Annotated in this window: 17 protein-coding genes; 10 read left to right on the forward strand and 7 right to left on the reverse strand. The window is 34.0% G+C overall.

Features of this window, described 5'->3' with window-relative positions:
• The first annotated feature begins 5 nt into the window (after positions 1-5).
• From OZP09_RS16755 to OZP09_RS16790, 8 genes are all read left to right on the forward strand, one after another.
• Positions 6-557: a TerD family protein gene (locus OZP09_RS16755; protein WP_269234831.1), complete on the forward strand. Its 552-nt coding sequence runs from the start codon at positions 6-8 to the stop codon at positions 555-557.
• Positions 558-577: 20 nt separating this feature from the next.
• Positions 578-1,237, forward strand: a complete 660-nt coding sequence (locus OZP09_RS16760; RefSeq protein WP_269234832.1) for a TerD family protein — start codon at positions 578-580, stop codon at positions 1,235-1,237.
• Positions 1,238-1,304: 67 nt separating this feature from the next.
• Complete coding sequence (locus OZP09_RS16765; RefSeq protein WP_269234833.1) at positions 1,305-1,940, forward strand: vWA domain-containing protein; 636 nt, start codon at positions 1,305-1,307, stop codon at positions 1,938-1,940.
• 71 nt (positions 1,941-2,011) lie between these two features.
• Positions 2,012-3,064: a TerY-C metal binding domain-containing protein gene (locus tag OZP09_RS16770; RefSeq protein WP_269234834.1), complete on the forward strand. Its 1,053-nt coding sequence runs from the start codon at positions 2,012-2,014 to the stop codon at positions 3,062-3,064.
• An 18-nt stretch (positions 3,065-3,082) separates the two neighbouring features.
• The gene (locus tag OZP09_RS16775; RefSeq protein ID WP_269234835.1) at positions 3,083-4,492 is read left to right on the forward strand and encodes a PP2C family serine/threonine-protein phosphatase; all 1,410 of its coding nucleotides are present in this window, start codon (positions 3,083-3,085) and stop codon (positions 4,490-4,492) included.
• A 2-nt stretch (positions 4,493-4,494) separates the two neighbouring features.
• The gene (locus tag OZP09_RS16780) at positions 4,495-6,006 is read left to right on the forward strand and encodes a helix-hairpin-helix domain-containing protein (protein ID WP_269234836.1); all 1,512 of its coding nucleotides are present in this window, start codon (positions 4,495-4,497) and stop codon (positions 6,004-6,006) included.
• Positions 6,007-6,038: 32 nt separating this feature from the next.
• Positions 6,039-7,037, forward strand: a complete 999-nt coding sequence (locus OZP09_RS16785; protein WP_269234837.1) for a TerC/Alx family metal homeostasis membrane protein — start codon at positions 6,039-6,041, stop codon at positions 7,035-7,037.
• A gap of 246 nt (positions 7,038-7,283) precedes the next feature.
• Positions 7,284-9,200 carry an ABC-F family ATP-binding cassette domain-containing protein gene (locus tag OZP09_RS16790; RefSeq protein ID WP_281309690.1) on the forward strand — a complete coding sequence of 639 codons (1,917 nt, stop codon included), beginning with the start codon at positions 7,284-7,286 and terminating at the stop codon, positions 9,198-9,200.
• A gap of 56 nt (positions 9,201-9,256) precedes the next feature.
• On the opposite strand, the gene OZP09_RS16795 is transcribed toward OZP09_RS16790, so the two are convergent.
• A complete protein-coding gene (locus OZP09_RS16795; RefSeq protein ID WP_269234838.1) occupies positions 9,257-10,219 on the reverse strand; it encodes an App1 family protein phosphatidate phosphatase in 963 nt (320 codons plus the stop codon).
• A gap of 62 nt (positions 10,220-10,281) precedes the next feature.
• Here OZP09_RS16795 and OZP09_RS16800 point away from each other — a divergent pair, with 62 nt between their 5' ends.
• Positions 10,282-11,151: a diacylglycerol/lipid kinase family protein gene (locus OZP09_RS16800; protein ID WP_269234839.1), complete on the forward strand. Its 870-nt coding sequence runs from the start codon at positions 10,282-10,284 to the stop codon at positions 11,149-11,151.
• Positions 11,152-11,153: 2 nt separating this feature from the next.
• Here the strand turns inward: OZP09_RS16800 and OZP09_RS16805 are convergent, their stop codons facing one another.
• Together OZP09_RS16805 and OZP09_RS16810 are read right to left on the reverse strand one after the other, a co-directional pair.
• Positions 11,154-12,299 carry a peptidogalycan biosysnthesis protein gene (locus OZP09_RS16805; RefSeq protein ID WP_269234840.1) on the reverse strand — a complete coding sequence of 382 codons (1,146 nt, stop codon included), beginning with the start codon at positions 12,297-12,299 and terminating at the stop codon, positions 11,154-11,156.
• Positions 12,300-12,417: 118 nt separating this feature from the next.
• Positions 12,418-12,906 (reverse strand): DUF1761 domain-containing protein, encoded by a 489-nt coding sequence (locus tag OZP09_RS16810; RefSeq protein WP_223678789.1) that lies wholly within the window; start codon positions 12,904-12,906, stop codon positions 12,418-12,420.
• Positions 12,907-13,353: 447 nt separating this feature from the next.
• Between OZP09_RS16810 and OZP09_RS16815 the strand changes: the two genes are divergently transcribed.
• Positions 13,354-13,659, forward strand: coding sequence for a hypothetical protein (locus OZP09_RS16815; RefSeq protein WP_163392859.1), 306 nt, complete (start codon positions 13,354-13,356; stop codon positions 13,657-13,659).
• 86 nt (positions 13,660-13,745) lie between these two features.
• On the opposite strand, the gene OZP09_RS16820 is transcribed toward OZP09_RS16815, so the two are convergent.
• The 4 genes from OZP09_RS16820 to OZP09_RS16835 all read right to left on the reverse strand — a co-directional run bounded on the left by OZP09_RS16820 (position 13,746) and on the right by OZP09_RS16835 (position 22,412).
• Entirely contained in the window at positions 13,746-14,339 is a 594-nt protein-coding gene (locus OZP09_RS16820) for a hypothetical protein (RefSeq protein WP_269234841.1), read from the reverse strand.
• Positions 14,340-14,429: 90 nt separating this feature from the next.
• The gene (locus tag OZP09_RS16825) at positions 14,430-14,930 is read right to left on the reverse strand and encodes a hypothetical protein (RefSeq protein WP_269234842.1); all 501 of its coding nucleotides are present in this window, start codon (positions 14,928-14,930) and stop codon (positions 14,430-14,432) included.
• A 361-nt stretch (positions 14,931-15,291) separates the two neighbouring features.
• Positions 15,292-15,753: a hypothetical protein gene (locus OZP09_RS16830; protein WP_281309691.1), complete on the reverse strand. Its 462-nt coding sequence runs from the start codon at positions 15,751-15,753 to the stop codon at positions 15,292-15,294.
• Positions 15,753-22,412: an RHS repeat-associated core domain-containing protein gene (locus tag OZP09_RS16835; RefSeq protein ID WP_281309692.1), complete on the reverse strand. Its 6,660-nt coding sequence runs from the start codon at positions 22,410-22,412 to the stop codon at positions 15,753-15,755. Before OZP09_RS16835 ends, OZP09_RS16830 begins: the two co-directional genes overlap by 1 nt.
• Position 22,413 lies beyond the last annotated feature (1 nt).

Raw genomic sequence — 22,413 nt, forward strand, 5'->3', positions numbered from 1 at the left:
ATAAAATGGCAATTAACTTAGAAAAAGGACAAAGACAAAGTATTGATGCACCAAAGTTTACGGTAGGTCTTGGATGGGATAGTAATTCAAGTAACACGGGTTCAAGTTTTGATGTGGATGCTTCAGTATTTTTAGTTGGTGCAAACGGAAAAATTCCGAATGACAACCATTTTGTTTATTATAATAATTTAAAATCACCTGATGGGGCAGTAGTTCATACAGGAGATAATTTAACCGGAGATGGTGATGGAGATGATGAAAAAATCCAGATAGATTTATCGGTAATCTCTCCAGATGTTCAGGAAATTTCTTTTGTCGTAACGATTCATCAGGCAGATACAAAAAGACAGAATTTTGGGCAGATCAGAAATTCATTCATCAGAATTCTGGATCAGACAAATACTGAATTGGTTAAGTATGAATTGGATGAAGATTTTTCTATTGAAACTGCAGTAGAATTTGGAAGAATTTATAAAAGAAACAATGAGTGGAAATTTGAAGCAGTTGGTATAGGAATGAAAGGTGGTTTACAAGATTATTTGAATAAATATAACTAATTTAAAACCAATTAAAAAGTATGGCAATTAACTTAACCAAAGGACAAAAAATTGATTTGCGAAAATCAAGCGGTGAAACCTTAACCAATTTTTGCGTTGGTGTAAACTGGGGTGCAATTGAAACAAAAGGTTTTTTAGGATTATCAAAAAATGTAACAGAAGTAGACTTAGATTTAAGCTGTGTACTTATTGATGACCAAAACAAACTTTGTGACCACTTATATTCTCCATTGTACAGAGCCGAAGTTTTACAGCAATTTGGTCTGCCAAAAGGTAAATTGATAACTGTTGACAATGCTCTAAAGCATACCGGAGATGATCTTGCCGGGGATACCGGTGGAGACGATGGTTTGGATAATGAAATTATTACCGTAGACCTTTCTAAAGTTGATGCCAAAGTAAGCCAGATATTTTTCTTTTTAAACAATGCAGGAAAAGAAGATTTCTCTCAAATCCCGTATGCAAAAATCAGAATGTATGAAGGTACTCCAACAAGAGTAACTTCAGAATTTGCTTCTTACAATGTTTCGGCTGAAGCGCAGTATGTAAACAAACGTTCTATTATTATGGGTAAATTATACAAACGTAATGGAGAATGGAAGTTCAGTGCAATTGGAGATCCTACAGATGATACTTTCTTAGGGCAGACTATTCACAAAATTGTAGAATCCTACCTATAATATACATTTACATTATTACCGTTTTAAATTTTTGTAATTCTATTATCAATCATTTTTGCAAGGTTATATGAGAAGACTACCCGTATATTTTTTATTAGACACGTCTGGTTCCATGTACGGCGAACCTATTCAGGCACTTAATAACGCTTTGAGCGGCATGATCAATACATTACGCTCAGATGCACAAGCCTTAGATTCGCTGTGGATCAGTATTATAACTTTTGACAGAGAAGTAAAAGAAATTGTGCCTTTGACAGAATTGGTTCATTTTCAACTTCCAGAAATAACCTGTCCACAAAGTGGTCCAACCAATACTGGCGCAGGATTAGAATTTGTACTTCAAAAAGTTAAAACTGAAGTAATAAAAAGTTCTCCAACCCAAAAAGGAGACTGGAAACCTTTACTTTTTGTATTTACTGACGGAAAACCTTCGGATATTCAGTTATATAGAGAAAAAATTACAGAAATAAAAGCACAGGATTTTGCTGCTGTCGTAGGCTGTGCTGCCGGTCATATGGCAAACGACAGCATTCTTAAAGAACTTACAGATAATGTAGTACATCTGGATTCTGCTGATAGTTCTACATTGAAGCAATTTTTTAAATGGGTTTCTGAAACAATTGAGCAAGGAAACAAAAGCCAGGGAACAGGAGAAAACGTAACACTGCCTCCGCCGCCGAGCGAAATTACCGTTGTGATTTAATCTAAAAAAACAACGTAATCTCATAAAAACCTTTTTGTTATTATTTCTAAGCTCTTTAAAACTCCTTTAAAATGAGAAGACTACCTATATATTTTTTAATTGATATTTCAGAATCAATGGTTGGCGAACCTATCCAGCAAGTTGAAGAAGGTTTAGCGACAATTATTCAGGCATTAAAAACAGATCCGCATGCATTAGAGACTGTTTATGTGTCGATTATAGTTTTTGCAGGCCAGCCCAAAACATTGGTTCCGTTACAAGAAATAGTTAGTTTTTATCCTCCGAAGTTTCCAATCGGGAGCGGTACATCTTTGAGTAAAGGTTTAGGACATTTGATGTTCGAATTAAGAAGTAATATTGTAAAAACGACTTATGAAGTAAAAGGAGATTGGAAACCAATTGTATTTTTATTTACAGACGGCGTTCCGACAGACGATACAAAAGCAGCAATCAATGAATGGAAAACAAATTGGCAGCGAACTGCAAACCTAATTGCAGTGTCTTTTGGAGACGAAACAGATAATCAATTACTTGGAGAGCTGACAGAAAACGTACTTCATTTTAAAAATACAAATGCACAGTCTTATAAAGAGTTTTTTAGATGGGTTACAGATTCTATAAAAACCAGCAGTATTAGTGTAGAAAATAATGCATCTGGTTTTGAATTGGCAAAATTAGACGGCGAAACACTTTCTAAAATAGATTTGACCAAAGCAGAGCCAATCAAACAATATGTTGATGACAATTTTGTGGTATTAAACGGAAAATGTCAAAATACAAAAAGGCCTTATTTAATGAAGTACCGTAAAACACTTGCACCGTCAATTTATGCAGGTATTGAATTGGCTTCAAAAAATTATAAAATGGTTGGAGCGTATCAGGTTGATAATTCTTATTTTGAATTGGCCGATAGCACAACATTTAACACTAAAGTTAATACCGAAGAACTGATTGGAAATCCGACTTGTCCGTGCTGTGGTAATCAAATTGCATTTGCTGTTTGTATTTGCGAAAAAATACATTGTATTGGAGACGAACAAATTAGTACTTGTCCATGGTGTAATAATCAAGGTTCTTACGGATATGGAGAAGGCGGTTTTGATGTTAATAGAACGCAAGGATAATAGTTAAGGATAATATTTATGGAAGAGACCAAAAGATATCTTTATTCCTTTTTATCTCAAAATAAAATAGACATTCCAGAAAGTAAACAGCAGCTTTTTGAGGATTTTATTCATAATGAATCAAACATTAATGCTGTAAAAATAATTAAAGAAAAACAGCAGATGATTATGAGCAATTGGATGTTGAAAAATCGAATTGATGATATTATAAATCAGTCTGTTTTTTTGCCAAACGGAACTGTCAATAAAGTTTATGAAGCAAAAATTGATTTTGACCAATTACAATGGCATGATGTTGTTTTTTATGAAATTAAAAACTTAGAAGATACCGGACTTTCTTTTGATAATGATAAAAAAATCATTCACGGAACTCCCAAAATAAATGGTGATTTTAAAATAAAATTCCATTTTAAAGTAAAGATAAGCGAAGAGGATGAAGAATCGGTTTTAAACGAAAAAAACATCACCCTTATCATCAATCCAGATCCAAAATCATTGTGGAAAAATATTGAAAGCGATCAAAATGCACCTTTCAATAAAAAAGATATTGATACAATTTCGGATAGATTTTTAGATAAAAAAATTGTTGCCGTTTCTAAAAGAGGCAGAAGCCACGCCAATGCTGGTTCTTTTAGAGAAGACGATTTTGCGTTAAGAAATTTTTCGAACGGATGGAGTATTTTAGCGGTTTCTGACGGAGCTGGTTCTGCTTCTTTATCCAGAAAAGGATCAAAATTAGCTTGTGAAACTGTTGTTCAATATTTTGAAGAAAATTTAGATCGAGAAAATCTAAGCGAATTAGACCAGATATTTTTCAATTATAAAAATAAAATAGACGAAGAATCAATAAATAAAATAGATCATTTTGTTTATGAAAGCTTATCAAAAGCGGCTCATTTCGTCAATCAAAAAATAGAAGAGTTTGCCAAAAATATTGACGAAGAAATAAATAAATTTCACTCGACATTAATTTTTGCGTTGGTAAAAAAATATGAATTTGGTTATGCTGTTTTGACCTTTGGAGTCGGCGACTGTCCGATTGTTTTAGTGAATAAAAATTGTACAGAAATAACTTTGATGAATGTTATAGATGTTGGAGAATTTGGAGGAGGAACACGATTTATTACAATGCCGGAAATTTTTCAAAACGAAAATTATCCATCACGTTTCGGTTTTAAATTAGTTGATGATTTTTCATATTTGATGTTAATGACAGACGGAATTTACGATCCGAAATTTGTTGTAGAAGCGAATCTTGAAAAAATTGAAAAATGGCAAGAGTTTCTCTCCGATTTAAATGGAAATAATGAAGACAATGCCAAAGTTGATTTTAAAAATGATTCAGATATTGAAGCGCAGCTTTCTACTTGGATGGATTTCTGGAGTCCTGGAAATCATGATGACAGGACTTTGGTTATAATTTATTAATAATGAATATAGTTACAGTACAATCCATAAACGATACCAGCAAGTCTTATCAATTTGAAGATAATGGCGAACCGATGCGCGGCGGTGTAAAAGACGTTTATTTTAGTCCAGACAAAAGATACGTTGTTGCTATTTTTAGAGAACAGCTGGATGATAACCAAAAAGAAAGACTGCAGCGAATAACCAATAAATATTTTGATCAGATTCAAAAAGGAGAAGCCAGCGATTATTATATAAATGATATCTTCAGATGGCCGACAGATGTTATCACTTATAAAGGCTTAACTGGAGTTATTGTACCGCTTTATAAACCTAAATTTTTCTTTAGAAAAGGATATCAAACCAGCGATTTAATTCAAGGAAAAGAAAAACACGGATTATGGTTTTCGAGTTCAAAATTTAGAAATCCGCATTATCCTTTGCGTATTGCAAATTCAGAATTAGGAGACTGGCTGAGTTATTTTCAGATTTGTGTAAACCTTACGCGCGGCGTTAAAAAAATGCACGCAATGGGTCTATCACATTCCGATTTGTCACATAATAATGTTTTAGTAGATCCAATCGAAAAATCGGCGTGTATAATTGATATTGACGGTTTGGTTGTTCCCGGATTATTTCCTGCCGAAGTAATCGGAACACCTGGTTTTATAGCGCCAGAAGTACTTGCCACAAAACATTTACATAAAACAGATCCTGAAAGAAAACTGCCAAACAGATTAACCGATCTGCATTCGCTTCCTATTCTGATTTATATGTTTTTATTGCACAGACATCCTTTAAAAGGAGGAAAGGTTCATGATCTTGATACCGAAAAAGATGATTTGTTGTCAATGGGAGAAAAGGCAATTTTTATAGAACACCCGACAGATGCGACTAACAGACCAAAAATCAATCAGGTTTCAAAATGGGATTTACCTTGGGCAGATATCAGCAAATTACCGTATACCATTACAGGGCCGTATTTAAAAGCATTATTTGATAAAGTTTTCATAGACGGACTTCACGATCCGAAGCAGAGACCAACTGCAGAAGAGTGGGAAACAGCGCTTTTGAAAACGACAGATTTAATGCAGAAATGCCATAATACCTATTGCGAGCAAAAATGGTATGTTTTTGATAATACAAACAGACCAAAATGCCCTTTTTGCAGTACGGCTCATGAAGGAACATTACCCGTTTTAGACCTGTATTATCAGTTTCAGGAAACAACCTGGAAGCCCGAGAATCACAGATTGATGGTTTATAATGATCAATATTTGTTTCAATGGCATGTTAATCGTAATATTGCCAGAAATGAGAAATTAACCCTGCTGCAAAAAGTGCCAGTAGGTTATTTTACGTTCTTTAAGGACAAATGGGTAATGGTAAATCAAAAACTCACATCTTTAAAAGATTTAACAGAAAACAAAGAAATTCCGATAGGAACAATGGTCGAACTTACACACGGGAAAAAAATATTGCTTTCGAATGAAGAAGGAGGAAGAGTAATCGTAGTAACAATGGCTAATACATAACTTTAAAAATTAACTTAATTAATATCTAAAAAATGAATCAACACCCAATTTTTTCGGAACATCCCGGTTTAATTGTCGTTTTCGCGATCGCAGTAGTCATTATGCTTTTACTGGATTTAGGAATCTTCAACAAAAAAAGCCACGTCGTAACCAATAAAGAAGCGATCACGTGGTCATTAGTATGGATCAGTTTAGCCATGATTTTTAGTGGTTTGGTATATCACTATGCCGGAGCAGCGAAGTTCTATGAGTTTCAATCAGCTTATTGGATAGAAAAAGCGCTTTCTGTTGATAACCTTTTCGTATTCATATTAGTATTTAAGTTTTTTGATGTTGCAAATAATAACAAGCATAAAGTCTTATTTTGGGGAATTATTGGAGCATTAGTTCTAAGAGCGATTTTCATTTTCTCTGGAGCATTCTTAATCGAATTAACGTATCTAAACAAACTTTTAAGCCTTGCAGGAATAGAAGGATTTAAGTATGATATTAATCTAATTATGACTGCTTTTGGTTTATTCTTGGTGTATGCAGGAATCAAATCATGGTCTTCTGGAGATGATGACGACGATGAAGATTATAACAACACAAGAGGAGCAAGATTGATTAGAAAGTTTTTTAGCGTAAGTGATAAATACGACGGCGATAAATTCTTTACATTCGAAAACGGAAAAAAATTAGCAACGCCGCTTTTAGTAGTTGTGGCAGTAATCGAGTTTACCGATTTATTGTTTGCAGTAGATTCTATCCCGGCCATTTTTGCCATTTCAAACGATCCGTTTATTCTTTATACTTCTAACATCTTCGCAATTTTAGGACTTAGAGCATTGTTTTTCTTACTAGATAACTTCATTCACTTATTCAGTAAATTACAATACGGATTGGCCATTATCTTATCTTTCATTGGTATCAAGATGATCATTTCTCCATTCTACCACATCGATTCAATCTATTCTTTATTGGTAATCGGAGGCGTATTGATTATTTCAGTAGTAGCATCTATTATGTTCCCTGAACCAAAAGAAGCTTAATTCAAAAAATAACGCAAACAAATTCCCGCGTTTATATAAACGGATTGATTTTAGTATCAATCCGTTTTTTTGTGTTTAAGAAATACAAAAGCGATTGGTTTTGAGGAGCGAAACTTCAATTAAAAGTTATACTTTTGCACTTTCAAAATCGTAATTCAAAAAAGCACATTCAAAAAGCTTTTTCAGACGGTAATTTAATAAACAACAATGGTTTCGTAAACCATTCTATTTTACAGCAATCAAGTTATGCTTAACATACACAATCTTTCCGTTTCTTTTGGAGGAACATATTTATTTGAAGAAGTTACTTTTCGTTTAGGAGCCGGTGACCGCGTAGGTCTTGTGGGTAAAAACGGAGCAGGTAAATCTACAATGTTAAAAATGTTGGCAGGAGATTTTAAACCAGATTCTGGAGTAATTTCTCAGGAGAAAGATATCAGAATGGGATTTCTTCGTCAGGATATTGATTTTGAGCAGGGAAGAACCGTTTTGGAAGAAGCATATGAGGCATTTACAGAAATCAAAGTTGTAGAAAAAAAATTAGAACAAATCAATCATCAATTGGTTACCAGAACCGATTATGAAAGTGAAGAATACGGACAGATCATAGAAGATCTTTCTGATTACACACACCGTTTTGAACTTCTTGGTGGTTATAACTATGTTGGAGATACAGAAAAAATTCTTCTTGGTTTAGGTTTTAAAAGAGAAGTTTTTAACAACCAAACTGAAACTTTTTCTGGAGGATGGAGAATGCGTATCGAATTGGCGAAACTTTTATTACAGTCAAATGATGTATTGCTTCTGGATGAGCCAACCAACCACTTAGATATCGAAAGTATTATTTGGTTAGAAAACTTCCTTCGCAATTATCCTGGTGTTGTTGTAATCGTTTCGCACGATAAAATGTTTTTGGATAATGTTACCAACCGAACTATCGAAATTTCTTTAGGAAAAGCATACGATTTCAATAAACCTTATTCTCAATATTTAGAATTGCGTCATGAAATTCGCGAAAAGCAATTGGCGACTCAAAAAAATCAGCAGAAAAAGATTGAAGAAACAGAAAAATTAATCGAGAAATTCCGTGCCAAAGCATCAAAAGCTTCAATGGCGCAGTCGTTGATTAAAAAATTAGATAAAGTAGAAAGAATCGAAGTTGACGAAGACGACAATTCTGTAATGAATATCTCTTTCCCAGTTTCTAAAGAGCCGGGAAAAGTAGTAATCGAAGCAGAACATGTTACAAAAGCTTACGGCGACAAAACGATTCTTAAAGACATCAGTTTATTAGTAGAAAGAGGAAGTAAAATTGCCTTTGTCGGCCAAAACGGACAAGGAAAATCGACTTTCATTAAAGCATTGGTAAACGAATTTGAATACCAGGGAAATATCAAATTGGGTCATAATGTACAATTAGGATATTTTGCTCAAAATCAAGCCGAATATTTAGACGGAGAAATAACATTACTTCAAACAATGGAAGATGCAGCAACCGACACCAATCGTATGAAAGTACGTGATATGTTAGGGTCATTTTTATTTCGTGGAGACGATGTAGAGAAAAAAGTAAAAGTACTTTCTGGAGGTGAGCGTAACCGTCTGGCACTTTGTAAATTATTGTTACAGCCAATCAACGTATTGCTGATGGATGAGCCGACGAACCACTTAGACATTAAATCTAAAAACGTTCTGAAAGCCGCACTTCAAAAATTCGGAGGAACGTTATTACTGGTTTCTCACGACAGGGATTTTCTTCAGGGAATGTCGAATATCGTTTACGAATTCAAAGACCAGAAGATCAAAGAATATTTGGGCGATATCAACTTTTTCTTAGAACAGCGCAATCTTGAAAACATGCGCGAAGTAGAGAAAAAAGATGTTGTAAAAACAGCAGCTCCAACAAAGGAAAATGCTAAAGTTTCGTACGAAGACCAGAAAAAAGGAAAAGCGCTTCAAAATAGATTAAGTAAAATTGAAAGTCAAATCAAGCAATTGGAAAAAGACATTCAGCACGATGATAAAATGCTGGCTTCAAATTATGATAAACATATCGAAGATGCTTCATTTTTCACAGCATATAACAAAAAGAAAGCAGATTTAGATCAATTGCTTCTGGATTGGGAAATCGTTCAGGAAGAGATTGATAATTTCAATGCTTAGTTTTTTTGTTTCAAGTTTCAGGTTTCACGTTTCAACAAGAACCTGAAACCTGAAACCTACTTAATAATCCCAATAGATTTAGAATGCATAATCGCTTCACTGCTCTCTTTAAAATAACAGGCAGCAACGTCAAGCGATTCCAAATTTTTCATAATTTTTTTGACTTCCGATTTTTGGGTTTTACCAGTTTGCCTGATATAAACCGCAATTACGGTAACCGGAAATATTTTGCATATTTGCTCGTACAGAAATGGATCGTGTTGCGAATCGTCTCCCAATAACACATATTTAAGATTCGGATAGAATTCCAAAACATGTTTTATTTTGTCGAATTTATGATTGTGGTCACCGCGTCCGCTCATGAAAAAATCAGTAATGCCCCTTTTGATGTTTTTCAGTAAAATAACAGCTCTGGGCAACTTATGGATTTTGGTGAATTTTACAATAAACCGATACAAATTCCACTCACTGCTTGAGATGTAAAAGAACGCATTCTGTTCATCCTTATTATTTCTTCCCGCTGAACTCAAAGCCTGATAATGTGGGACAACACCTTTAAAAACTTTTCGGTCATTTACATTTTTAAATAACAAGATGTATATTTTCTTAAAGATGTTTTTTGTGTGCGAAATTAAAAAAGTATCGTCGATATCAGATATAATTCCCAGGTTCCCTTCGTGCGGTCTTATAAAACTGCCTCTGGAAACAATGATTTCGGATTTATATCTAATACTAACTTCATATTCCATCCATCCAAAATGAAATTCCTTTTCAAGCGGAATGCAAAACTTAAAATAGCCATCATCTAAAGTTTTAGTATGGATTTCTTTTTCTCCAAATTTCAGGTAAATGTCAAAATTTCGAATCGTTTTTATTCTGAACTGATTGATAATCGAACGTGCATTTTTGAAGTTTTTCTTCTGAAAATCATAGTTGTACGTTCGTTTAAACACATGTCCCATTACAATTAATTCCTGCTCATTGGCATAACCTCGATATAATTGTAAAATTGGTTTCATTAATTGTGTATATTTATGTAACTGTAATTTAATTATTTTAATTGGTTTTTAAATAGAAAATTTTGAAAAAGAATATCATATTCGTTGTAAATCCCATTTCCGGAGACTTGGATAAATCTGATTTGATTGAGTCAGTGCAGGAGTTTGCAGACATAAATAACGTTGATTTGGTGGTGTACGAAACCACCGGAAAAAATGATGTTAAAAAAATAAAAGACCTATACAATAAGTACAATCCGGAACGAATTGTCGTAGCCGGAGGTGATGGTACAATTAAAATGGTAGCCGAAGCGATGGAAGAGCACGATGTTATCATTGGTATTTTACCTGCCGGTTCTGCAAATGGGCTATCCGTTGATTTAAACCTGCCATCAACAATCGAAGAAAACCTAAAAATTGCTTTTTTAAATCATTATATCGAAATGGATATGATTTGTATCAATGGTAAAAAAAGTATTCATTTAAGCGATTTAGGTCTCAATGCCGATCTGGTTAAAAATTATGAAGAAAGTGACGTTCGCGGATTTTGGGGATACGCTTTGCAGGCATTTACAACCCTAACAGAATCCAATGAACCTTTTGTTGCGACAATTACCGCAAACAAAGAAACAGTTGAACATACAGCAAGAATGATTGTTATTGCCAATTCTCAAAAATATGGAACAGGCGTAACCATTAATCCAAATGGTGCCATGAACGATGGTAAATTCGAATTGGTAATTCTGAAAAACCTGGATTTATTGTTAATCGGAAAAATTATTACCGGCAATATGCCAATTGATACAGAAGATGTTGTTATTATTTCTACAGATAAAGCGACAATTCAAACCGATTATCCGGTGAGTTTTCAGATTGACGGTGAATATTGCGGTGCACAGAAGTTGTTGGAAATCCATATTCTGCACAAGCAAATGAAAATTGCGATTCCTTAAAATTATTTAAACGGATTGCGTTCCTGCCAGTCGGTTTTGGGTTCCAGATAATTAAAAAATCGCGCAATATTATGATTGATTAAAGCATTGCTGTGGGTGATCAAACCATACATTTTTACAGGTTTGGCACCTACAGAACTTTTAATCTCAAGAGCAGTTCTGGCGAAAACAATAGTTTTAAAACCTTTTTTAATGGAATACCCGATCATATCGTAAAGCATGTTCAGATACAACATTTTTTCGCGTTGCACACTTTCATCATAACCTAAAAAATAGGTATCCATTACATTTCCGTTTTTTATCAATGTATTGAAACCAATTAATTTTTCGTTTAAAAAATAACCATAAAGGAGAAAGTCATCTTCCATGATTTCTTTAAAAAAGCTAAAATGATTCCTGGCGAGAAAAAAGGTATTGAAAGGGGCATTTTTTGCCACATGAAAGTAGAGTTCGTAAATAACATCTTCATATTTTCGAATGTCAGATAAGGACATTTTTTGCTTTACGATTCCTTCAGCTTTTTTTCTGGCGCGTTTGTACTGGTCCCGGTATTTTTTGGATAAAGCATCAATATAATCCTGTTCTGATTTCCAGTTTTTATTGATTTCAAAAACCATGTTAGGCTGGGTGGAGAATGTATAATTATTTTTGAATTCGGCCTGCAGTGGTTCAATTTCTTTGGCAGTAAAATCTTTTATACTGGTAATATGAACTTTTTTTCCACTTGCTTTTAAATCTTTTTTAAGCTGAGTGATGGCTTTATGAAGTGTTTTTATTGCTTTAGACTCTTTTATAGTTTGAGCAAAGGCAAAAGCATTTTGTCCGGTGAGCATGTTGTTGCCCACAAACAATACATGCGAAGCGAAATTTTTAAGGGCAAAATTCCGAACAGAAGTTTTTAAACATTTATCACGTTCTCCAAAGGATTCCAGTTTTTCTGCAAATAAAAATTGGGTCAGGACGATTCCGATAAGCTTCTCTTCTTCAAAGATTCCGATGAAATGGCAAGTCATATTTACTGGACAGGAATTTTCCAGTACTTCGAGATATTCGCGTGACAAAAAAATGTTTTCTGAAGCCAGCAAGTTCCATTCTAAAGGTAGCAGGGACGTGCTTTTATATATTTGGAAAGAATAGTTTGTATTCAAGAGTGTGAGCTAATTTCTTCAAAATTAGATAATATTTGCAATAACTAGTTTGCTTTAAGTTATTATTAAGAAAAATCCGTTTGATTTCAGTTTCAAACGGATTTAATTTATGTTTTTGTTATGCATATGCACAGACAATTCCACCTATAATAGTAAGCGTAAGCATCCAGTACCCGGCGTGGATAAAGATATATTTCCATGATTTCCTTTCAAATAAACCATTGATTCCAATAACCGGGAAAGCAAAAAACAGACCCGCCATAAAACCATGAAGAGCACCATGTTTAAAAGTGCGGTAAGCTGTCCCATAATCTGCCATAAAAGCATGAAAAGATGGTTTGGCACTTGCTATCATAGGAGGTCCGCCAATCATTCCTAAAGCCCCGGACTGATGGATTGTAAAAGACATTAAAGCCATTGAAATCATTACAGAGAAAATATAAGTAAATCCAAATATTTTGAGCATATTGCCTTTTCTGAGATCTTCTTGAGTAAAATTATTTTCTCTCATCCAGATGGTTCCAAATACTTTTGGATTGTACCAGATAAAACCGGTTACAAGTGTAACAACAGCAGCAGCCAGAAATGTAATAAAGTTAATTTCCATAAAATAAGGTTTTTATAATTAGTTGATCAAATTTAATTAAAAATTCAGCGTGAAGGATATTTTATTTTTTGAGTATTAAACGTATTATTTTACTTATTAACACTTTATCGACATAGCTTGTGCTGAAGTTTTAAATCACATAATTTTGCAGCAAACATTGATGCCCCAAATCTATTTTTACTGGATGTACATGAAGAAAAAGATATTACCAATATTACCGTTAATTAATCGTGCTTATGAATGAATTTTACTCGTGAAAAAAGTTGATTAATCTATTTAGTTAATTGTGAAAAAACCGTAATTCGTTACGGTTTTTTTATGCTAAAAAAAGTATAATTTAATATAGGAACAGTAGCATTTTGCTTTTTTTTTATAACTTTAAATGTTGAATTAAAAAGCAATTTAAGCTAACTGTAAAATAAATTCTAACCTTTAATAATATAAGTCATGGTAATACATTATCAGGGAAAACAACATGGAAAAAGTACTAAATTCACTATTAGGATAATTGGTAATAACCTTTCAAAAAGCAGTTCAAACTACCAGATTGATTTGTTGGTAGGAGATAATCAATTGCCATTGTTTACTTCTGAAATTCATCAGAGTTTGTCTAATTGCTTGAGAGAGATTTATTTGTTCAGAAAACACAACGGAATTACTTTTGAAGAATCGTCTGAAAAAATTGAAACATTATTGGTTCCTTACGATAAGGTTTTGTACGATTATAATAAGTTTGCCTTGTTTAGAGCTTAATTTATTTAGAAATTAAAAAAGAAAGGGGCTGTCTCAAAAGTCGAGACAGCCCCTTTTTTAGTATGTATAAAGAGATAGATTAGATATTATTCAAATACATAATCGTACAATATGTTTTTATCTAAACTAATATCTTTTTTAAGAGGTGTCATAATAAAAATGTATCCTTCATTTTCAATCTTATAGAATAACACATTTGCATTCAGACTTTTTAATCCATAGTATTCTATTTTGCTATATATTACTTTTGCGTTTTCACTATTGATTTTTATAGCATACTTATTAAAATTAATGCTAAAACTCTTGACAGAGTCATTATCTATTTGATTTTGTATTGCACTGTCACAGAAAAAATCAATTGTGTTGACCCTGTAATTGTTTTCAAATACGCCAGGGCTTACATTAGTTTCATATAAACCTTCATTAACAATATTAAAATAACCGGTTGTTGGATAATTAGCGGATAGATGATTATTAAATTTACAGTTATTCGAAACATTTTTAAATTTAATCAACAGTAAAGAATATTTGGATTCAATTTCAAATTGTGAAATTACAGAATCTTTTCCTGCTGTATAGCTTCCAATACTAACATACTTCTTTTTAAAAAACGATAAATTTTTTATTTCTATGCTTTTATGCGGAACAAAATTTATTCCGTTCTCACTAATAGTCATCATATGCTTTTTGCAGCTCACAAAAAGGATTAATAATAGTATAATATAGAAAAATTTCATAGTTATTATAATGTGTGAGTTTAATATTCTAAATTAATAGGCAAGAATAGGAAGTATCATTGATTCTCCTACTGATTCTTCCATAATAATAGGTGTTGTTTCAGGTTGAACAAACATAACAATAATTTTAGTTAATAATATAAGTGTATGTCCACCAGGTCTAAAAGCAGCATCAAAACCTGCACTTCTTCCATTTTTACCTCTAAAGTTGTAATGATAACCTATTCCATCTTTACCAAAACTGACTCCTTGTGAAACATGATCATCTGAAGGTCCCATAACTCTTAGCCTATAATCCTTTGGTCTGTAATTTAAATTATATCTTCCAAAATTAATTTGATAATTCCTTCCCTCATCTTTACCATTAAAAAAAGTATCATTTATATCAAACATCTTTTGATTACCAATTCTTAAAGACACATAAGTCTTTAACTTAAATTGATCACCTAAGTTGGAGTTCCATTGTCCCTTTTTACCTGTTTGATGGGTTGATGTATAAGACACATATTGACTCAAATCTACATAACTACTCAAATTAGGTGGTGGCACGTCTCCTCGTCCAAAACCGAAAAACTTACCTATATCTCTCCCAAGGGACTCTATATTACGTCCTACAAAATTAGCTGCATCCTGAACATTTCTGCCTACAAATCTGCCAGCCTCTCCTGCATTTCTTCTAAACCATTCTGCGTTTTCACCATCTTTAAAGAAATTGGCGATAGACTTAAAAGCACCTCCACCAATTTGGTCTTAGTTTCATCCCAGCAATTAACACAATCCTTATCATTCTATATTTATTCCCACTAGGATCACTATACAGCAGCGGAGTTATTGTAAAAGAAATACTTTGTGTTCACGAGCAAGATGCTCGCCAGGTGGAGTTTGTGCAGTCGGATTACTTAATACTGTTTATTAAACTGTCTGCTATTTTTTTGTTTTTTGTAATGCCAAATCCTTTTTCATAGTGTTTTGCTAGAAACACTTTGCAATCAACATCGTTTAGTTCACTTCCTCTTTTTAAAAAGGATAAAGCGTAATCAGCTTCTTGCTTACGCAAATTAACAATTAACGAATCTTTATATATTCCATTATTATTTAATTTTATTAAATTTTGATATAATTCTAAAAAAGCATCAGGATTATTATACTTATTTGCCATAATAAATGTATAAGGTAGTAATGTATAAATACTGTCTTGATTATTTCGATAATATAGCATTAATTGTAAGTATGCATCTTTATTCCCGGTGCGTATGATTTCATTTTGATAATTTGATATTTCGTTTTTTGATAAATTTCCATTATCTTTTACGCAACTAACAAGACTTAGGAATAATAAGAAAAGATTTTTTTTCATTATTTTGTACCTTTAAATTTATTAATTAATTTATTGTTATAATAAACATTCCATGTGCCATACTCTACTCCTAATTCCCAACTTCCAATGAATCCAAGGAAGCTTTCAGCATAATATTTATTGCTTGCTCCAATCACAGTTAGTCCTTCAAAAGCATCAGACATTTTTTGCGCAAAACCGTTAGCTCTTCCTGCATTACATGCCTTTAAAACTAAAGTTAATTTTCCACCATATAATCTAAAATTTCTCCATTCCGGACTTGCTTTCTTGAGAGCAAGATCTAATCCGTTGGCTGTGCTTATAGCTCCATTATTTGCCAAAATATAATCTTCAGTAGCGTGTGCATATACAATGACAACACCTTTAATCTTTGTGTTATCCTTATTAGCATAATGATATAGTGGACCGCCTTGATCCTTGGGATACCAATTTATAGGTTTACCCTTATTGCTATTCTTTAATGAAATTTGAGCGCCAGAGGGTTGTTTAGAAAATATATTATTTATTCCCGAAAAGCTAGCTGTATTTAGATTAATATAACTACTCAAATTTGGTGGTGGCCCGTCTCCGCCACCAAACCATTTAGAAATACTTTTTCCCCAGTTTTTTAAATTTAAATTTTTATCTCCCCATTCTGAGACTCCCCATTTTCTAAAACTTATATTTTCATTCGCCCAGTCTTTAATTCCCCAGCTATCCCAATTATTTACTATCGTAGAAAATACGCCACCTATGATACCTTGTTGAGTATCACTTGGACCATTACCATTATTCTCCTGAATTTTAGGAGGATTGTTATTTGGACAAAAATCACAATTTGCAAAATTCCCGCTAGGATCCGTATACAACAACGGATTATTTAAAACATACCCATACTGGTTGTAATTCTGGGTATTGGCAGGATCCTGTATATAATTGTCAACCTGTAAGAACCTGTGAATTAAAGGATCATACAACCTGGCGTTCATATTAATCAGTCCAACACTTTGCAGATGCTCATGACCAGTATAGCCTCTGTCCAGAACAGTTAATCCGTTAAGAGTATTACCCGCTCCGTCCTGTACTTTTATAAGGTCGCCCCAGGCATCAAATAATCTTTTTTCTACAACCGTACCGGCATCATTGGTGATGGCCAAAATGGTTCCCTGATAATCACGGTGTAAATATAAATAATTTGCAGGGTTTATACCATCACTTTTTACGGCAATAGGAGCAGTGTAGCCATCACCTCCAATATAGGTTACAAATTCTATAGCACCAGTGGTGATGTTTTGTTTAACTTCCATACTGCCGTCAGCAGCATAATGTTTACGTAATGGTCTTAATTCTTTGTCTTCCAAACCGCCGTAATACATGGTACTACGCTGGTTGTCGTCATTGTAAGTAAAACTAATTTTCTCAATTCCAGTTTCCTCAATCTGGATAGGGCTTTTAAAGGCGTTATACGTAATATTCAATTTGCGTTCAGTTGTAGGGGCATTGCTGGTTTTACGGATTTGCACATCATCAAACCAGACATTGCCTTGTGCATTATTGTCTAAACGTAAGCGTATTCTTTTTACACCGGCGGGTACCAGAAAGGTTTTGGTTATTTGGGTCCATGCACCGGTAACATTGCTGACTACGTTATCATGTGTAATAGTATTGAGCCCGTCCTCCATAAACAAAAACAGCTGTGTCTCTGGACCGTCACTATACACCCACGCCGAATACGTATACTCTGTTGGAACCGCATTATCAATTGCAATCCATTTATCTGAAAAAACGTACTGTTCGGTAGTAGTGGTATTGGATAATTTTAAAGTGTTTTTTCCTTCTCCATGTGGCGTTTTGGTATCGTCATAACTAAAAAAGTTGGTATTAGGATGTTTTTCTGTTCCCCATCCGGTTCGGCTTTCCATACTGTCATGATAGATGCCTTCTCTGTTGGCATAATAGCCTGTCGCTTCCGGGTTTAGTGTGATGGCTGTATTCTGGTATTTTTTGTTCGGATCATAATCGTAAGTGCCCAGATTATTGCTAGTTATTTTTCCTGAAGCATCATAAGTTTGAGTTTCCTGAACGCCGTATTTGTTCGTAAATTCTTTTAATCGGCCCAGTTCGTCATAGTCAAAATCCTCTGTATAATTGCCAAATGCGCTATTAATACGCTGGTCCAGATTGTCTGTATTTTTATCAAATTTAGTGGTAAGCGTGAGGATATTGCCTATTGGTTGTGTGGTTTTATCATGCTGTATTTTAGATAAATAACCGTCTGTATCATAAGTGTTGGTCATTTTAATGCCATTTCCTGTGATGCTCTCAAGTAGCTGTCCCTTAGCGCTAACGGTATTGACCTGCCATAATACTTTGTTGTTTATATCAAGAATCTGATACAAAGCACCATTTTTATAAACGTTTTTAGTAACGACAGTACTGCTTTTTCCACCGGCCTCGGCAGTTTTTGTTTCGGTAATAACCCTTCCCAAGCCATCATAATCAAGATCTCGGGTAAATTTATAAGAACCGGTTTTTTGTTCTGTAATAGAGGTTGGACGTTTAAATGTAGGATCGTAAATGATAGAAGTCAAAATATCATTTGCCCCGGAAGGCTCATTTAAATCTTTGTAACTTATAGTCAACGGTAATTTTGTACCATCATAGGTATATGTGGTTTCACTGTTGGTATCCGCTCCTGTCACTGTTTTTTTAGTGGGTCTTCCGCTTGGATCACGGGTAATGGTCGTTTTTACATTGCCATTTTGGGAGGTTTCTTCTTCAAGTTCTCCCCAGTCATTGTGTTTATATTTGAATGTACCTGCCGAAGGGTCAATTAGGGCTGTTTTTTGACCCCAGCCATCCTGCTCCATATCAATACTAATGCCATTGTAACGGGTTTGTTTTAAATTCCCGTTGGCGAAGTAGGAATAATTGATTGTCCCGCCCAGTGTTTCGTCAGTAGAAATTACATTACCCACTGCGTTTTTAGTGATGGTTTTGGTTTTTAAGCCATCGGTAACAGTAGAGACAAGTCCTGGTGGATAATTGGCAGTTGTTGTTCTTTGATTAAACAGTTTTGTTTCTGTTGGCCTGCCGTACATATCAAACTTGGTTTCATTCCATTGGGTAGGAGTGGATCCAAAGTAGGGTTCACTGGTTTTATAAATGCGATCATAGATATCATATAAATAGGATACATAAGAAAAAACGCCATTGATATCTTTTACTCCGGATTTTGTTTTTCGTCCAAGATCGTCAAATATTTGTACGGAAGCGCTGCCATCTGTTGCATTTGTTGTAACTGTGGTTGTTGATCTGATTTGAGGATTAAAGGATTGGGTATAAGATGTCGTGATTGTTAAGTTTAACTGATCGTCTTTTACGGTTAAAGGTTTAAACCACGAATCATAGGTATAAGAGGTGGAAAATCCGTTGGTATCCGTCTCTTTTTTTAGTAACCCGTTATTGATATCATATTCAAAAGTAGAAAACAACAAATCATTATCCGTTATTTTGGTTACAAAGCGTCCGGATGCATCATATTCGTATTGGGTAGTTCTGGGCTGTAAAGGAAGTGGTGCCGTAAGGGTCTTTTTGATAACATTTCCAAAGGAATCATAATCATTATGCTCCTTTATGGTAGCTGTTCCTGTTCCGCTTTTATCAATGTCCGAAAGTAACTGGTTAGAATTGTAAGTATAAACTTCAGTACTGCTCATATCAGGAGCACCGGTAACGCTGACGCTCTGAGTTTTTTGAGAAAGCCTTCCTAATATATAAAGCGGACTTGTAATCGGCTCCTGATAATCTATCGTGGTGGTAGAATTCTGGGTATCTGCTGATCCCTGAGTAACACTGGTAATGCTTTTGATATTATTATAAGAATCAAAAGTATTAGTAGTAATAACACTTGTGTTATCTAAACCATTATATTGTATAATACCTGTGTTTTGTAATTTAAAAACTTTATTTTCCTGCAATGCATTCTCCGCGGTTGAGGGTGTATAGGATAAATTGGTTTTAGAAGTAAAGCTAGATGGTGAAAAATTACTATAGGGATAAGTTAAATATGGCACTACATAACTTTCAGTTGTTGCACCTCTCAATTTTACATCTTTAACGATAACAGAGCTCATAATGCTGCTGCTGTCATCATGCCAGTTAGTTTCCATAATAGATCGGAACCCCATAAAACCTAAGCCTTCCAGATGAGTTACAGGGCCATAATAACCATATAGTTTCTTTTTAGAAACAGTCCCGCTCTTTTTTTCTAATTTGGTGACAATATGAGAATTCGGTGAAGTTACTAAATCAAAATAAGGATAACTTTCGGTTGCTTTACTAGATTTATAAATAGAATAATAATCATTTTCATAAATTTCATCTAATGGCTGATATGTGATAAATTCCTGTACACCATTGCCGGTTGTAATTGTGCTTAATAATTCTTTTGAAGTATCTTTTGTAGAACTAAAAAAATGTAATTTATTTTTATTTATAAACGCAATTTCAAATCGTGGAAGTTGTTGCTCGCTGGAGGGCAAATAAATAGGCAACGCATAGATGTCAATGTTCGGTTGTTCTGAACTAATTGCAGTTTTTGTAATATAGGTATTGGGTGCAATTTCCGTATAGGTGCTGACTTGAATAGTTCCACTAAGGGGAAAAGTTTTTCTTGTGTTTTTTACTATTGTTAAATCACTTTTTCCATCATTATCATAATCAGTTGCAAAATAATTGTAGCTGTTATTGGAGTTATTAGCTGTAAATGGTGCATAATTAGATAAGTTTTCTATGGTATAACCATTCCCTTTTTCATCTGCAATTCCTTTTGATGGAAATCGATACCACCAGTTAGCAGTACCTGGACTTGGTATGATAAAATCAGATTTTCCGTCTCCATTAAAATCTCCTATTACAATTTTTACGTCCAGTCTAATAGCTGAATTAATGGTTTCGGATATTTTAATCAGACTATTATTTTCATTCAGGGTATATACTTTCAGTACTCCGGTCTCGAATATGAAAATATCCGATTTTCCATCCCCATTAAAATCCGCAACATAACATTGAGATTGTGCAGTAATGGGTAGTGTGCCTGATTCATTTGCATAATTTGAAACGAGTCTTCTGTCTAAATTGACAAAATACGATTTTCCACCATTATATGTACCTGTAGTTTTGGTACCAAAACTACAATTTCTTGTATAATAAGTAAATGTTTTTTCTACAATTACAACATCAGTTATTCCATCTCCATTAAAATCCCCGTTCATATAAAGTTTGGGAATATCTTCTGTCATTGTACCGGTACTGTTGCAATCAGTAAATGAATGCGAAAATGTAGGAAAAACATATGACTTAGAACCTTGAGGATAAATAAGTGTGGAACCGGTAGTAGCATAGGTATCAAAAGTTGTTGCCATTACCAGTTTCTTTACAACTGTCCAGCCCTTACTGTACCAGTATTTGTTATTTTGCGTTAAAAAAGAAACCGGGAAAATTTCATCAAAACCGTATTCCTCTAGTATTGGCTGTCCAAAGTTTGGATATGTCTGGGCACTCGTATTAGGGCTAATACCTGTAAAAAGCCAATATTTCTTTTTAGCATCAGATCCTGTAGTAGGATATAAAATAAAATCCATAGCCCCGTCCCCGTCAAAATCACCGGATACTGTAGAAGCATTTATTGAAGAAACATTATTGACATCTATAGTATTTGGATACGGAATATAATTTATGGTACTTTCAGTAGTATTATATTGGAAAACAGTGGGATTATAACTTTTGGATTTATCACCGTTTTTTTCTGTAACCTTACTTAATTGATCATAATTTTGTGTAGTTTGAGTGTATTCAAGCAAATAACTTCGAAAACCTATATTGTTACTTATAGATTGGATTTCTTTTAAGAGGTATTCCTGATCGTATTTTGCTAATCCTATGTAGGCACTTTCTTTACGGGATCTATTTTGATAAACAAACTTGATTTCATTAATAGGAGTTGAAGATGTAAGAGTCCCGTATTTAATAGAACTGATATTTTGCCAGCCATTAAAACCAGACGGAAAGTATTCATATTTAATATTAACACCTTGGGCATTTTCCCAAGAGCTAATAGTCCACTCCAGATGTGAGCCTGTGCCATTTTGATATCCGTAATACGCTTTTGATCCGTCAGGATATTCTACCAGAAAATAAATAGGCCCTGAGTTGGGATAGCTTGGATTCGTATACGAGGTTATTTTTACATTAGAGAAATTTTCAGTTTCATATTGGGTATTATTCGCTCCGTAAATCCCGCTTGTACCTTTTTTTACAAGTAAACGCTGACCGTCCAAGGCAAAACGATCATCAAAACGATCTACAGCCTTTATTTTGCCATCATGGAATTTAGTTTTAGGAATTCGGGTAATCTTAGATATTCCGGAGATTTCCCATCCATAACCTGCAAGGCCGTGACCTCCCTGACTATTGTAGGATAAACTAATTTGCGGTTCTACTCCGTTAATTCCTGGAGGTACTGCAATCGGAATATTATAAGAGGCTCCACCTGTTAAGGTTACAGACAGGTCTCCCGCTGTAACACCTGTTTCTTGAGAGGAACCTGTAGGGTTGGTCTGAGCGGATAAAAAAAAGGTAAAACTTAGAAATAAAATCGAAAAGTAAAATTGCTTCATG

It is taken from the genome of Flavobacterium flavigenum, assembly GCF_027111255.2.
In the GTDB taxonomy this organism is placed as follows: Bacteria; Bacteroidota; Bacteroidia; order Flavobacteriales; family Flavobacteriaceae; genus Flavobacterium; species Flavobacterium flavigenum.